Raw genomic sequence first — 14,482 nt, 5'->3', positions numbered from 1 at the left:
CTGTTATAATTAGTAGTGTTACATACATAATGGTAGTGCAGGAGGCGCAGTCTTATGATTAATCAAGAACGTTTAGTAAATGAATTTATGGAATTAGTACAAGTAGATTCTGAAACGAAATTTGAAGCAGAAATCTGCAAAGTATTAACGAAGAAATTTACAGATTTAGGTGTAGAAGTATTTGAAGATGACACAATGGCTGTAACTGGTCATGGTGCAGGCAACTTAATTTGTACTTTACCAGCAACAAAAGATGGTGTTGATACAATTTACTTTACTTCTCATATGGATACAGTAGTTCCTGGTAATGGAATTAAGCCTTCTATTAAAGATGGATATATCGTATCAGATGGTACAACAATTTTAGGTGCGGATGATAAAGCTGGATTAGCATCAATGTTCGAAGCAATCCGTGTTTTAAAAGAGAAAAATATCCCTCACGGTAAAATTGAATTTATTATTACAGTCGGAGAAGAATCAGGTCTTGTTGGTGCAAAAGCTTTAGATCGTGAGCGTATTACAGCGAAATATGGCTACGCATTAGATAGCGATGGAAAAGTTGGTGAAATCGTTGTTGCAGCTCCAACACAAGCGAAAGTGAACGCAATTATTCGCGGGAAAACAGCTCACGCTGGTGTAGCGCCGGAGAAAGGTGTATCTGCAATTACTATCGCAGCGAAAGCAATTGCGAAGATGCCACTTGGTCGCATTGACTCTGAAACGACTGCAAATATTGGACGTTTTGAAGGTGGTACACAAACGAATATCGTTTGCGATCATGTACAAATCTTTGCAGAAGCTCGTTCGTTAATCAATGAGAAAATGGAAGCACAAGTTGCGAAAATGAAAGAAGCATTTGAAACAACTGCAAAAGAAATGGGCGGTCATGCAGACGTTGAAGTAAACGTTATGTACCCAGGATTTAAATTTGCTGATGGCGATCACGTTGTAGAAGTTGCAAAACGTGCAGCTGAAAAAATTGGTCGTACACCTTCTCTTCACCAAAGTGGTGGCGGAAGTGATGCAAACGTAATTGCAGGACACGGTATTCCAACAGTTAACTTGGCAGTTGGTTATGAAGAAATTCATACAACAAACGAGAAAATTCCTGTTGAAGAGTTAGCAAAAACAGCAGAATTAGTTGTTGCAATTATTGAAGAAGTAGCGAAGTAATGGAATAGAAAAAGCGTGTAAATCAATTGTGATTTACACGCTTTTTATTTTGACTCGATTGCTTTGACAAGACGTATAAGCCAATATAAGAAAAACTATGGAAGTATATACGTTGTTGCTATATGTACTAGACGAGGGAATAATCCTAACGTATTCATATTGAAAATCGGAAGTAGTAAATAATTAATTGCAATGATTAATATAACTACAAGGAATGTATAGTTGAGTTTGGCCCGCCATTTGCCGGGCAGTAAGCCCCCCACCTCAAAATTCAGCGAAAGCAAAGAAGTTAGGTGGGGATCGGGCTGCTTGTAAAAGTCCAATTGGTGAGGGCTAATAATCAGTGGGGGATGAATAACCCCCCACTGATTAAAGTTTCACTTTATTAGTTGATTTCATCATAATCAGCCCCTTTCACATATATATCCTCTTTATATCGATTATAAAAAAGAACAAGTAATTATTATAACTATTGTGCAAAATTTGATATAATAAAAGAACGAACGTTCTGATTAGGGAGTGAGTACTATGCGAGAAATGTATCCGAAAAATGGTCATGTAATTTTACATGTAGATATGAATTGCTTTTTCGCATCTGTTGAAATTGCTCATGATCCATCATTACAAGGAAAGCCATTAGCGGTTGCTGGAAATGAAAAAGAGAGAAAAGGAATTATCATAACATGTAGTTATGAGGCGAGAGAATACGGAATACGTACGACGATGCCCCTTTGGGAAGCGAAAAGGTTATGCCCGCAATTAGTTGTAAGGCGTCCTAATTTCACATTATATCGCGAAGCTTCATTTCAAATGTTTCAAGTCCTTTCCCGTTTTACAGAAAAGATACAACCAGTCTCAATAGATGAAGGATATTTAGATATTACAGATTGCTACGCACTTGGTTCTCCTCTTGAAATAGCAAAGATGATTCAACAAGCACTATTAACAGAGTTGCAGCTTCCGTGTAGTATTGGAATCGCTCCAAATCTTTTCCTAGCAAAGACCGCTTCAGATATGAAAAAACCACTTGGTATTACCGTGCTTCGAAAACGCGATATTCCAGAACTGATTTGGCCACGTCCAGTTGGAGCAATGCATGGAATTGGTGAGAAAACAGCTGAAAAATTAAATGATATTCATATACAGACAATTGAACAGTTGGCAAAGGGAGACGAGCATATCATTCGCGCTAAAATTGGCAAGCACGGTGTTGATTTGCAAAGGCGTGCAAAAGGTATGGATGATAGGGAAGTGGATCCGAGTCAAATGGGACAGCATAAAAGTGTCGGTAACTCGATGACTTTTTCAAAGGATATGGATGAAGAGAAAGAATTACTTGATATGTTAGAACGTTTATCAAAGTCAGTGAGTAAAAGGTTACAAAAGCGAACCCTTGTCAGCTATAATATTCAAATTATGATTAAATACCATGATAGGCGAACAGTAACACGGAGTAAGCAATTGAAAAATGCGATTTGGGAAGAACGCGATATTTTTCAAGCAGCATCCCGTTTATGGAAGCAACATTGGGATGGTGATTCCGTTCGTTTACTAGGTGTTACAGCTACTGAAATAGAGTGGAAGACAGAATCGGTGAAACAATTAGATTTGTTTTCATTTGAAGAGGATGCAAAAAAAGAACCGCTACTTGCTGTCATTGATCAAATTAATGATAAGTATGGAACACTGCTTTTACAACGAGGTAGTCAACTACTACGTAAGCAAGAGAAGTCGTTTCAACAAAAGTTAGAAAATAAATTTATGTAGAAGGTGTCATGAAGTAGTAAAAATCATGACACCTTTCCTATTTAACTCGCTTCTAAATCTAAAGAAGTCTTCCATCCAGCTCCAGTAACGCCAGATTCTAATAGCATTCTACTTACTATTTTTTCAATTAAGATAGCTGCATTTGTCTTGCAATGTAATATAGCCTGTATACAAACTTTTTGATTAGAATCTACATCTTCACTATACAACTCTTTTAAACTGAGCCCTTCTGTACTTACCATATGCATAAGTAAAAAACGAATATGTGCTTCAGTTTCTTCTGAACAAGTAAGGGAAAGTAAGTAGTTCGTTTGTTCAGGTGATTCTTCTTTTGATTTTTTATTCATAAAAAGAGCAATTGGGCGAAGAAGTATATTTGCTAGTAACACGCCGGCTGCACCTAATATAGCTGCAACGAGGAAACCGGCGCCTGTAAGAGTACCGACAGCAGCTGCACACCATAAAGTAGCTGCCGTATTTAGCCCTCTAATACTAAAACCATCGCGGATAATAACGCCACCCCCTAAAAAACTAATGCCACTAACGACTTGAGCAGCAATGCGGGATGGGCTAGCATCATGATCAAGCATGACGGATAATAAAACAAATATACAGGCACCAAGTGATACGAGAGCATTTGTCCGTAACCCAGCCATTCGATGTCTCCATTGTCTTTCCATTCCGATGCAAGCTCCTACAATAATTGCTATAACTAATCTGAATATAATGTCGTACCATACCATCATGGTCACCTCCATATATAAATATGTGTTATGTCTTTTAGAATGAGCGGGGAATACCCACTCATTCTTATTTTTACAACCAGCTATGAAACTTTTTAATATAAAGCTTTTTCAGGAATTGTGTTAAAAAAGCGTAGCCTAATAGTATTCCTACTAACCAAGGGAAGTAGCTAAGTGGCAATGCTTGTAAACCAACGGCTGCACCAAGTGGTGAGAATGGAATATAAATCCCGATTGCCATAATAAGAGCGGTTAATAAAACGACGGGTGTTGATGCAGTGCTTTGAATAAATGGAATCTTCTGTGTTCGTATCATGTGAACAATTAAAGTTTGAGTTAACAATCCAACCACAAACCAACCGGACTGGAATAATGATTGCTCGCTCGGTGTATTTGCGCCAAATACATTCCACATGACTACGTATGTGATAATATCAAATATGGAACTAATTGGGCCGATACAAATAATGAAGTTTCGTAAGTTTGCAGTATCCCATTTTCGGGGTTTTTCTAGAAACTCTTTATCCATTTTGTCCCATGGAATAGAAAGTTGTGAAATATCATAAAGTAAGTTTTGAATTAAAAGGTGAATGGCAAGCATCGGTAAAAAAGGAATGAAAGCACTCGCTACTAACACGCTAAACACATTACCGAAGTTAGAGCTAGCTGTCATCTTAATATATTTTAAAATATTTCCGAATGTAGTACGTCCTTCTACAATCCCGGCTTCTAATATAGTTAAACTTTTTTCGAGTAGAATAATATCAGAAGCTTCTTTCGCAATATCAGTAGCAGTATCAACAGATATTCCGACATCAGCTTCACGTAATGCTACAGCATCGTTAATGCCGTCTCCCATGTAACCTACAGTGTGTCTGTTTCCTTGTAATGCGTGTATAATGCGAGATTTTTGCATTGGATTAAGCTTCGCAAATACAGTCGTTTCTTCAGCAAGTTTTGCTAATGCTTTATCTGGTAAAGAATCAATCTCGTAACCGAGGATTGGTTCGCCGATATCTAATCCAACTTCTTTACAAACTTTTCGTGTAACAATTTCGTTATCGCCAGTTAAAATTTTTACTTGTACACCATGCTTTTGTAATGCTTGAATTGCAGCTGCTGCAGATGGTTTCGGTGGATCTAAAAAGCCGATATATCCAGCGAGAATCATATCAGTTTCGTCTTTTACTGCGTACTCTTTATCATTTATGTTTCTATCTTTTTTATAAGCCACAGCAATAACCCGCATACCTTCACTATTCAATGTCTCGCTTAGTTTTTTGACATTTGAGCGTATTTCCTCAGTGAGTGTAACGATTTTTTTATCCACTTCAGTGTAGTTGCAAATTGATAAAATTTCTTCTACGGCACCTTTACAAACCATTGTATGTTCACCTGAAATATCTTTTACGATGACTGACATACGCCGGCGGGCGAAATCGAATGGAATTTCATCTAGCTTTTGAAAAGCTGATGGGTCAAATGTATTGTTTTCCTCTGTATGCTTAATAACAGCTTTATCTATTAAGTTTTTCAATCCAGTTTGATAGAAACTATTTAAATAGGCAAATTGCAAGACACGATTGCATTTATTTCCATTAGAATCTAAGTGACGAACAAGGACAACTTTATCTTCTGTTAAAGTTCCGGTTTTATCTGTACAAAGAATGTTCATAGCACCTAAGTTTTGAATAGAATTTAGCTGTTTTACAATTACTTTTTGTTTAGACATGTTAACGGCACCTTTAGCTAAATTAGCAGTTACAATCATTGGTAACATTTCAGGTGTAAGACCAACAGCAACGGCAATAGCGAAGAAGAAAGCTTCTTGCCAATCTCCCTTTGTGAATCCGTTAATGAGAAGGACGATAGGCGCCATAATAAGCATGAATGTAATTAAGAGCCAGCTTACTTTGTTTACACCTTTATCAAAGCTTGTTTCTACACGCTTTCCGATTACCTTATTTGCTAAAGAGCCGAAATACGTATCGGTACTTGTTGAGATGACAACAGCTTTTGCGCTACCACTTACAATATTTGTTCCCATGAAGCAAAGGTTTTCCATATCGAGTGGATTGTAATTTTTTTTCATGTTTTTCGGTAAGATATGCTTATTTTCTGTATGGTAGCAGTGTTCGTATTTTTCTATAGGAAGTGCTTCCCCTGTCAAAGAAGATTGATTAACAAATAAATCTTTAGCGGATACAACACGCACATCAGCTGGAACGATATCACCAGCTGAAAGGGAAATAATATCGCCAGGTACAAGCTCTTCAATTGGAATTTCTGTTGTGTAATTTCGATTTAAATTCGTTACATTTTTTGTTTCATGTACAAATCCATTTATTCTAAATACGCTCGCAGTTGTTCGAACCATAGCCTTTAAATTATCGGCAGCTTTTTGAGAACGAAATTCTTGGGAAAACCGAATCGTTGCACTAAGTAGTACCATTGCAGATACGACAATTGTTCCTTGTATGTCATCTGTGAAAAAGGAGAGTGCCCCAAGAGCTAATAAAACGAAAATAAATGGATTTTTAAATGCCAGCAGAAATTGAATGTACCACGGCGCCATTTTATTATGAGCTATTTCGTTCGGACCGTATAAAGAAAGTCTACGAGCCACTTCTTGTTTAGATAATCCATCTTGTGTTGTTTCTAGAAGTTTTAACGCAGAGATTACATCTTGTGTTGCAACCTCCACTAATAATTCGTTATTTGTTTTCATGCTATCTTGCTCATAAGCATGCTTTGTTTCTTGTCTTTGTAAATTAAACATCGGTAGTTCCTCCTCTGTCATGAAGGAGGAAACAATCTGTTACCTAACTAACTATTTGAAATGGTGAGGAACAGTTTCTTTCCTACCTACATGATGAAATATGAATGTAAAACGTATGGGTATCTGGGCCGAATCATCAATTGCCAACTGTTCCTCACCTCCGTACAATTTAGTAGTTTCTGAATATGCTATGTTTGTTTCATAGTAAGGTGCATATAGACGTAAAAAGACCTTTACTCAAAACGAGTAAAGGTCTGAATTCGCAGTTAAAAGAGTCCACAACAAAGACTGCTAGTAGACATAAATAAAAACAGTTTTTGTGTATGACAAAATACATGCACCTCTCCCTCGTTGAGTTTTAGCACTGTATAGCATAGGTACTGAAACCAGCTACGTTAAAAAAGGCCTTCATTCCGACCTTTCCTGTTGACCCATTGGCGTCTCTCGACATTTTTGGGCAGCAGCGTTTCTCTATACAGGAGCCTCACCTAACAGAGACCATATTCAATTACATGTTGAATGTTAGCACTGTAAAATCGTAGTGTCAATATCTTTTTTATCTGTGTTTTTAAAATATTAAATGGATTTATAATAGATATATGGGATGAAATACATGATATTAATTATAAATAATGTGGAAAATAAATATTTTTATAAAAGGGGAATTTGTAATGGTACCACAAAATTTTATTATAAATATTGAGAATCAAAAGTGGTTGTTTAATGAGCAGGAAGATTTATGTTCTCACGGGGAAATTTATTTAAATGTGGATGGAACGATTATTACGCGGACAGGTATGGATGAGGAATGGGGAATAAGTGAATCAGCTTTAGCTCTGTTACGAACTTTAGATAAAGAATATATTTGTGATATTGAAAATGAAGAGGGGCTTATTTTGCACGGATGTGGCACTATGCTCATGTTAGGATGCCCAATTTCAATTCATTGGACTATAAACCATATAGGTGAAAATGTGGTTTTAAAGGATTTTGTCAAAGTTATTTCTACTGATCAAAAGGCTATATACTATGAAGGGCTTCATATAGAATTGAATGAAAATGAATATAGAAAACAAATTGTTTCTTTTGCACTACAAGCAAAAGAATTATTTAATAAATCAAGTGAAAAGATAATTTTAAATGAGCTTGAGCGAAGTATGTATACCGACTTTTGGACGGAATATGATCATTTGTTAAATAAGTATAAATAAAAAAGCACTGTAACCAGTGCTTTTTTATTATAGATTACGAGATTGTAGGGTTTTCAAAAATAACAATCTCTGAACTGTTTGTAGTTGAAACGCGTTGGGCGTAATATGTTAAAGCTGAAGAAATATATGCTGGTAACGTATCATTTGTATGTGATGTTGTATATTCATGGATTAATTCCTTTAAAGTTGTCCATTCTAATTGTGCTGGGTGATCAGACACGAAAGAACTTACCCAGCGATCAAATGAAGATGAAAAATCAGTTTGTAAACGAAATACTTCTTTCATAATAAAACGCTCCCTTAAAATGTAGTATAATTATTTTACCGCAAAACACGAACGATTGGTAAATTTTTTAAGTATAACGTTCGTGTTATATAGTTGTCTAGATGATTGGTTATGTAAATTCGATTTGCCATTTGAAATAACATTCCGTAAGATGAGAGATAGAGTATATTTAGAGCTGGAGGAAAGAAAGTGGAATTTGTATTTTTAGGAACTGGTGCAGGTGTTCCTTCAAAAGGAAGGAACGTTTCAGCAATTGCTTTACAATTGTTAGAAGAACGAGGACAGACTTGGTTATTTGATTGTGGCGAGGCCACGCAACATCAAATATTACATACATCGGTACGTCCGCGCCGCATTGAAAAAATATTTATTACGCATTTACATGGCGATCATATTTTTGGATTGCCTGGTTTATTAGGTAGCCGTTCATTTCAAGGAGGAACTACGCCTTTAACGGTGTATGGACCGAAAGGAATTAAACAATTTATTGAAGTGGCATTATCGGTAAGTACGACACATGTGAAATATCCACTTGAAGTTGTGGAGATAACAGAAGAAGGTACCGTATTTGAAGATAATGAATTTTATGTAGAAACGAAAAGATTGTCACACGGTATAGAATGTTTTGGATATCGTATTGTAGAGAAAGATATACAAGGTGCTCTTTTAGTTGATAAATTGCTTGAGATGGGTGTGAAACCAGGTCCAATCTTTAAACGTTTAAAAGATGGAGAAGTAGTTGAATTAGAGGATGGCACGATATTAAATGGAAATGAGTTTATCGGCCCACCTCAAAAAGGAAGAATTATTACTATCTTAGGTGATACGCGATATTGCGAAGCGAGTAGGGAGCTTGCGCAAGATGCAGATGTACTTGTCCATGAAGCGACTTTCGCAGCAGAAGATGAGCAACAAGCGCATGATTATTTTCATTCCACATCTAAGCAAGCTGCGAGCATTGCACTTCAGGCAAATGCGAAGCGATTAATCTTAACTCACATTAGTTCTCGCTATCAAGGAGATACATATAAGGAATTATTGAAAGAGGCAAGAGAGTTGTTTTCTAATACAGAAATAGCGACAGATTTGAAATCATTCCCAGTAGAAAAATGATAATTTTGTAAAAAATGGTAACGATGGGTTACCATTTTTTTATGTCTAAAAAAATTTAAAAATAAAACTGTTATTATTTTATGCTTATACTTGGATGATACAGAAAATTAGAATGGTTTGAATATATACGATAAAAATACGAAATAATGATTATTTAGAAAAACTGTTATATAAGTCAGATGACATACAAGTGATACAAATAGCAGGAATGGACTTTTATTCAGAACTTTTAAAATTCAACAAAAGTAAGCGTTTTATAAAAAACAAGCTATAATGAGGGCAGATTATAATTTATGATAAGTCACATGCTTTTTAGTTATTATCGTAACAAGTGAAGTTGACTAAACCATGAGAGAGTAACATGAGAATTATAATAGGAAAGATATCACTTGTTTATGCTATGCTTGCAATGGCTTCTGTGTTAAACTTTGGATTGCTACCAGACTTTATTGTGGATTATCTTATATCATTTTTTTAATGAAAATAATACTAAGATTCTTATGTATTATGATAACTGGTATTATTTCAGGTTATATTGGATTACTTTTATTCAAAAATTATCCAATTCATACAGCAGAACAAATTCGTGGTACAACTGGAAAAGCGACAGATGTAGCAGCTTAATAGAATAGTAGAATAAATTTTTTTCATAGAGGTTTAGGGGGAGTTATGATGAAGTATCGCTCAGTATTTGATATTATCGGTCCAGTTATGATTGGACCATCAAGTTCACATACAGCAGGCGCGGCAAGAATGGGGCAAGTTGCTCGCCAGCTGTTTCGTCATGAACCAGAAAGAGTAAGCATTTCGTTATATGGATCATTTGCAAAGACGTATCGAGGGCATGGTACCGATGTAGCACTAATCGGTGGAATATTGGGATTTGAAACAGATGACTTACGTATTCCAGAGGCGCTAGAAATAGCAAAAGAGCGCGGAATTGAAGTGGAATTCATTGAAGAAGATGCCAATGCACCTCACCCAAATACAGCAAGAATTCGTTTGTATAAAGGTGAAGAAGAAATTGAAGTTGTTGCTTGCTCAATTGGTGGCGGTAAAATTGAAGTTGTAGAATTAAACGGATTCGATCTTCAATTATCAGGCACAAGTCCAGCACTACTTATTGTAAATAACGATCGCTTTGGTGCTATTGCAGCGGTGGCTTCAATCCTTGCTACACACGAGATTAACATTAGTACAATGAGTGTTTCTCGTAAAGAAAAAGGAAGAAGAGCGCTTATGGTTATTGAAACAGATGAATTATTAGCAGATGAAGTGATTGAAGAAATAAAAGCGCAACAAAATATTTGTCAAGTAACTATTATGGATTAATTGCAGGGGGGACACACCATGTTTCGGAACGCAGCGGAACTAGTGGCGCAAGCTAAAGAACAAAATGTAAAAATCGCAGAAATTATGATTCAATGTGAAATGGAAACAAGACGTATTTCACGTGAAGAAGTAATTGCTGGTATGGAAAAGAACTTAGTCGTGATGGAACAAGCAGTAGAACGTGGTATTCGCGGCGTGAAATCACCAACTGGTTTAACTGGTGGAGATGCTGTAAAAGTTCAAGCGTATATGAAGAGTGGAAAAGGCTTATCTGGAGATACGATTTTGGATGCAGTAAGCAAAGCTGTTGCAACAAATGAAGTAAACGCAGCGATGGGAATTATTTGTGCAACACCAACAGCAGGGTCTGCTGGAACAGTGCCAGGTGTACTATTTGCACTAAGAGAAAAATTGCAGCCTACACGTGAAGAAATGATTGAGTTCTTATTTACAGCAGGAGCTTTCGGTATGGTTGTTGCGAATAATGCTTGTATTTCTGGTGCGGCAGGAGGATGCCAAGCTGAAGTTGGTTCAGCAAGTGGAATGGCGGCTGCAGCTGCAGTTGAGATGGCTGGTGGAACACAAGATCAAGCAGCTACAGCGATGGCAATTTCATTAAAGAACATGCTTGGTTTAGTGTGCGATCCTGTTGCAGGACTTGTAGAAGTGCCTTGTGTAAAACGTAATGCAGCAGGAGCTGCGAATGCGATGATTTCAGCAGATTTAGCATTAGCTGGTGTAACGAGTACAATTCCATGTGATGAAGTAATTGAGGCAATGTTTAGAATTGGACAAACGATGCCAGTAGCACTTCGTGAAACAGCAGAAGGTGGACTTGCAGCAACGCCGACTGGTCGTCGCCTGCAAGAAGAGATTTTTGGGAAGAACAATAACTAAGTGTAAAAATAGAAAAAGGAGCTCAAGTTTATTTGAGCTCCTTTTTCTATTTTTCTTTTGTTAGTTGTTCTAATGTTTTTCCAAGATTATGTGATCGTTCCGTTGCCTGTGTAATACAAGAAATAAGTGCTTGTTGAAATTCATGTTCTTGTAATACTTCAATACCTGCTTCGGTAGTTCCACCAGGAGAAGTAATTTCCTTTCGCAAAATAGAAGGGTGCTTGTCACTTGCTTTTAGCATTTCAGCAGCACCAATCATCGTTTGAAGAATAAGTGATTTTGCAACATCTTCTTTTAAACCAATTTTTTTTGCAGCTTCTTCCATAGCTTCCACTACGTAATAAATATAAGCAGGTCCACTTCCGGATAATGCAGTGACAGCATGCATATCATCTTCCTCTACAACAGAGACGAGACCGATCGTTTCAAATAAAGATGTTGCAGTGCGAATATGTTCCGCTGTTGCATGTTTTGAAGGGGAGATAGCGGTAGCTGATTTTAGAATGGCTGCGGATGTATTTGGCATTGCACGAATAATTGGAACGTCTTTTTGAAGTAGTTTTCTAATTGAGTGAGTAGAAACACCTGCTAGTAATGAAATAATAAGCACGTTATTATTTATGTATTCTTTAAAAGGGGTAAGCGCCTCTGCAACATCCTTTGGTTTCATTGCTAGAAAAAGAATATTTGCATCAGTAAGTAATTCTTTTTTATTATGAGTACCTTTGACACCGTATTTTTTATGTAGCTCTTGTAATCTCGTCTCGTTAGAACGATTACTTACAGTAATTTGTTCACCTTTAACAACATTTGCATGTAACAAGCCACCAATAATAGCTTCAGCAATAGAGCCTGCACCGAGAAAGGAAATGTTTTGAATAGACATGATGTTCCTCCTTTAATTTTGGTTAGAAATTCTTATAAATGTACATACATTCGTTTTCTTATAGGAAACACCTCTTTTTATCTGAAAATAATGACAAATATATATAGAAGTTGTAAACTGAAGAAGTATTCATTTTTGAACCGGAAAGAGACAGGGGGGCTAAGCATGACGGCGATTCACCGAATGGAGATTCCTGTACCATTTGCAGTGGAAACTGTGAATGTGTTTTTAGTTGAGGGGGAGACATTAACATTAATTGATACAGGGACGAATACAGAAGAGGCAAGGAATGCGTTAGAAAGTCAATTAGGTGCATTAGGATATACGATAGAAGATATTGAAACAGTAGTCATTACGCATCATCATGCAGATCATTGTGGACTTTTAAATATATTTTCTGAGAAGACGAATATTATTGGACATCCTTGGAATGAGCCTTGGATCACACAAAATCCAGAATTTTTAAAGCGGTATCATGAATTTTTTAGAGAGACGGCCTTACAGTTTGGTGTGCCAGCAGCATTTTTGAAAGACGAGTCGTTATTGACGACGAGGACACTTAAATATTCTTGTAATAGATCGTTAACGCATACTGTGAGAGAAGGAGATCGTATTAATTCTTTGCCTGGATTTACAGTGCTTGAAACACCAGGCCATGCTTCTACTCATATTTCTTTATATAGAGAATCTGATGGAATATTAATTGGTGGAGATGCTCTCATTAGTCATATTTCTTCGAATCCAATACTAGAACCACCATATGAAGGGCAAACAGAACGGGCACGCCCATTACTACAATATAATCAAACATTACAGCGTTTAAGCGAAATGAATATTTCACGCATTTTATCAGGGCATGGGGAAGATGTTCTAAATGTGAAACAACTTATTGAAACGAGATTACAAAAGCAAGAAACACGTGCTTTTAAAGTGCTTGAGTTATTAAAGGAAAAACCAATGACAGCATTTGAAGTATGTGTAAAACTATTTCCGGTATTATATAAAGAACAATTACCACTTACTATTTCAGAAACGGTTGGACAATTGGACTATTTAGCATATAATCAACAAGTGATGATTGATGAGTCATCGCAACAATTGATTTATTATGCAAAGTAGGTGACAGCAATGACAGGACGTTTACAAAATAAAGTAATCGTCATTACAGGTGCTTCTAGTGGGATTGGTGAGCAAGTTGCAATGCAAGTTGCAGCAAAGGGAGCGACTCCAGTATTAATGGCTCGAACAGAAGAGAAACTACAAGCGTTAGTAGACAAAATTAAAGAAACTTATAATACGCCTTGCTATTATTATGTATTAGATGTAAGTGAAGAGATGGAAGTACAGTCTGTTTTTTCAAAGGTATTACAAGAAGTGGGACGTATTGATATATTAGTAAACAATGCGGGATTTGGTATTTTTAAAACGTTTGAAGATGCGTCAATGGGTGAAGTAAAAGATATGTTCCAAGTAAATGTATTTGGATTAGTAGCATGTACGAAAGCGGTACTACCTTATATGGTAAACAAGAATGAAGGACATATTATTAATATTGCTTCACTTGCTGGAAAAATTGCAACTCCGAAATCGAGTGCTTATGCAGCAACGAAACATGCCGTATTAGGATTTACGAATAGTTTACGCATGGAATTAGCGAATACAGATATTTATGTTACAGCAATTAATCCAGGTCCGATAGATACAAACTTTTTTGAAATAGCGGATCAATCTGGTACATATGTAAAGAATATGGGACGTTACATGTTAAAACCAACATACGTAGCAGAACAAATCGTAAAGTCGATGCACACGAAAAAACGTGAAGTAAACTTACCGAAGTGGATGGGCATTGGTCCGAAACTTTATGCTTTATTCCCAGGTTTATTTGAGCGTGTTGCAGGTAAATCATTAAGTAAAAAATAGGAGATTTCCATATGGAAATCTCCTATTTTTTATTGTTTTCCAGTTACATAATCATAAACAATATCCTCAATTTCCTCGTATAAATCAATTTCAATATTTGAATGAGTCACCGTTTGAATATGTTTCACTAGCATTTCCTGATCTTCTTTTGATATTGGACTGCATTGATATTGTTGAAAACTTTTTATAATCATTTTCTCAATTAATTTTTCGTTCATATTTTTCCCCGCCTGTATGTACGTATGTATTGTTCTATTGTACTTGAAGTGAAATAAAAAAACTACTATGCACTATTTTTGTATAAAAATCCGGTTGAGTATATTGTTTTTCTAATAAAATTAAGTTTTTTTAGATTTAAAAATTTATAAATAT

Annotated in this window: 13 protein-coding genes and 1 riboswitch; of the genes, 8 read left to right on the top strand and 5 right to left on the bottom strand. The window is 36.2% G+C overall.

Annotation, left to right across the window (positions count from 1 at the left end; all coding sequences use genetic code 11):
- Nucleotides 1–54: 54 nt before the first annotated feature.
- Together NZ044_RS20430 and NZ044_RS20425 are read left to right on the top strand one after the other, a co-directional pair.
- A complete protein-coding gene (locus tag NZ044_RS20430) occupies nt 55–1,173 on the top strand; it encodes a tripeptidase T (protein ID WP_000609803.1) in 1,119 nt (372 codons plus the stop codon).
- 528 nt (nt 1,174–1,701) lie between these two features.
- Complete coding sequence (locus NZ044_RS20425; RefSeq protein ID WP_001208844.1) at nt 1,702–2,940, top strand: DNA polymerase IV; 1,239 nt, start codon at nt 1,702–1,704, stop codon at nt 2,938–2,940.
- A gap of 41 nt (nt 2,941–2,981) precedes the next feature.
- On the opposite strand, the gene NZ044_RS20420 is transcribed toward NZ044_RS20425, so the two are convergent.
- Both NZ044_RS20420 and mgtA read right to left on the bottom strand, forming a co-directional pair.
- Nucleotides 2,982–3,683 carry an MgtC/SapB family protein gene (locus NZ044_RS20420; protein WP_000262340.1) on the bottom strand — a complete coding sequence of 234 codons (702 nt, stop codon included), beginning with the start codon at nt 3,681–3,683 and terminating at the stop codon, nt 2,982–2,984.
- A gap of 73 nt (nt 3,684–3,756) precedes the next feature.
- Nucleotides 3,757–6,462 carry a magnesium-translocating P-type ATPase gene (gene mgtA, locus NZ044_RS20415; protein WP_000482683.1) on the bottom strand — a complete coding sequence of 902 codons (2,706 nt, stop codon included), beginning with the start codon at nt 6,460–6,462 and terminating at the stop codon, nt 3,757–3,759.
- Between the two features lie 335 nt (nt 6,463–6,797).
- Nucleotides 6,798–6,965, bottom strand: a riboswitch (M-box (ykoK) riboswitch).
- A 168-nt stretch (nt 6,966–7,133) separates the two neighbouring features.
- Here mgtA and NZ044_RS20410 point away from each other — a divergent pair.
- Complete coding sequence (locus NZ044_RS20410; protein ID WP_000249065.1) at nt 7,134–7,673, top strand: hypothetical protein; 540 nt, start codon at nt 7,134–7,136, stop codon at nt 7,671–7,673.
- Nucleotides 7,674–7,707: 34 nt separating this feature from the next.
- Here the strand turns inward: NZ044_RS20410 and NZ044_RS20405 are convergent, their stop codons facing one another.
- Nucleotides 7,708–7,959, bottom strand: coding sequence for a DUF3932 family protein (locus tag NZ044_RS20405; protein ID WP_000665709.1), 252 nt, complete (start codon nt 7,957–7,959; stop codon nt 7,708–7,710).
- A gap of 189 nt (nt 7,960–8,148) precedes the next feature.
- Between NZ044_RS20405 and rnz the strand changes: the two genes are divergently transcribed.
- From rnz to sdaAA, 3 genes are all read left to right on the top strand, one after another.
- The gene (gene rnz, locus NZ044_RS20400) at nt 8,149–9,072 is read left to right on the top strand and encodes a ribonuclease Z (protein WP_000397454.1); all 924 of its coding nucleotides are present in this window, start codon (nt 8,149–8,151) and stop codon (nt 9,070–9,072) included.
- A gap of 672 nt (nt 9,073–9,744) precedes the next feature.
- Nucleotides 9,745–10,404, top strand: a complete 660-nt coding sequence (gene sdaAB / locus NZ044_RS20395) for an L-serine ammonia-lyase, iron-sulfur-dependent subunit beta (RefSeq protein WP_000877451.1) — start codon at nt 9,745–9,747, stop codon at nt 10,402–10,404.
- A gap of 18 nt (nt 10,405–10,422) precedes the next feature.
- The gene (gene sdaAA, locus NZ044_RS20390) at nt 10,423–11,301 is read left to right on the top strand and encodes an L-serine ammonia-lyase, iron-sulfur-dependent, subunit alpha (RefSeq protein WP_000489454.1); all 879 of its coding nucleotides are present in this window, start codon (nt 10,423–10,425) and stop codon (nt 11,299–11,301) included.
- A gap of 46 nt (nt 11,302–11,347) precedes the next feature.
- On the opposite strand, the gene proI is transcribed toward sdaAA, so the two are convergent.
- Entirely contained in the window at nt 11,348–12,187 is an 840-nt protein-coding gene (proI, locus tag NZ044_RS20385; protein ID WP_000027254.1) for a pyrroline-5-carboxylate reductase ProI, read from the bottom strand.
- Nucleotides 12,188–12,352: 165 nt separating this feature from the next.
- On the opposite strand from proI, the gene NZ044_RS20380 reads away from it, so the two are divergent.
- Both NZ044_RS20380 and NZ044_RS20375 read left to right on the top strand, forming a co-directional pair.
- The gene (locus NZ044_RS20380) at nt 12,353–13,306 is read left to right on the top strand and encodes an MBL fold metallo-hydrolase (RefSeq protein ID WP_000125124.1); all 954 of its coding nucleotides are present in this window, start codon (nt 12,353–12,355) and stop codon (nt 13,304–13,306) included.
- Between the two features lie 9 nt (nt 13,307–13,315).
- Nucleotides 13,316–14,110 (top strand): SDR family NAD(P)-dependent oxidoreductase, encoded by a 795-nt coding sequence (locus tag NZ044_RS20375; RefSeq protein WP_098505680.1) that lies wholly within the window; start codon nt 13,316–13,318, stop codon nt 14,108–14,110.
- Nucleotides 14,111–14,139: 29 nt separating this feature from the next.
- Here the strand turns inward: NZ044_RS20375 and NZ044_RS20370 are convergent, their stop codons facing one another.
- Nucleotides 14,140–14,328, bottom strand: coding sequence for a YqzH family protein (locus NZ044_RS20370; RefSeq protein ID WP_001003222.1), 189 nt, complete (start codon nt 14,326–14,328; stop codon nt 14,140–14,142).
- Nucleotides 14,329–14,482: the final 154 nt, after the last annotated feature.

It is taken from the genome of Bacillus sp. FSL K6-1338, assembly GCF_038006965.1.
Taxonomy (GTDB): domain Bacteria; phylum Bacillota; class Bacilli; order Bacillales; family Bacillaceae_G; genus Bacillus_A; species Bacillus_A thuringiensis_S.
This window is presented reverse-complemented; position numbering and strand designations above follow the sequence as displayed.

Coding starts and splice junctions, on each gene's coding strand:
- NZ044_RS20430 (WP_000609803.1), top strand. CDS start 55: ATGATTAATCAAGAACGTTTAGTAAATGAATTTATGGAATTAGTACAA.
- NZ044_RS20425 (WP_001208844.1), top strand. CDS start 1,702: ATGCGAGAAATGTATCCGAAAAATGGTCATGTAATTTTACATGTAGAT.
- NZ044_RS20420 (WP_000262340.1), bottom strand. CDS start 3,683: ATGGTATGGTACGACATTATATTCAGATTAGTTATAGCAATTATTGTA.
- mgtA (WP_000482683.1), bottom strand. CDS start 6,462: ATGTTTAATTTACAAAGACAAGAAACAAAGCATGCTTATGAGCAAGAT.
- NZ044_RS20410 (WP_000249065.1), top strand. CDS start 7,134: ATGGTACCACAAAATTTTATTATAAATATTGAGAATCAAAAGTGGTTG.
- NZ044_RS20405 (WP_000665709.1), bottom strand. CDS start 7,959: ATGAAAGAAGTATTTCGTTTACAAACTGATTTTTCATCTTCATTTGAT.
- sdaAB (WP_000877451.1), top strand. CDS start 9,745: ATGAAGTATCGCTCAGTATTTGATATTATCGGTCCAGTTATGATTGGA.
- sdaAA (WP_000489454.1), top strand. CDS start 10,423: ATGTTTCGGAACGCAGCGGAACTAGTGGCGCAAGCTAAAGAACAAAAT.
- proI (WP_000027254.1), bottom strand. CDS start 12,187: ATGTCTATTCAAAACATTTCCTTTCTCGGTGCAGGCTCTATTGCTGAA.
- NZ044_RS20380 (WP_000125124.1), top strand. CDS start 12,353: ATGACGGCGATTCACCGAATGGAGATTCCTGTACCATTTGCAGTGGAA.
- NZ044_RS20375 (WP_098505680.1), top strand. CDS start 13,316: ATGACAGGACGTTTACAAAATAAAGTAATCGTCATTACAGGTGCTTCT.
- NZ044_RS20370 (WP_001003222.1), bottom strand. CDS start 14,328: ATGAACGAAAAATTAATTGAGAAAATGATTATAAAAAGTTTTCAACAA.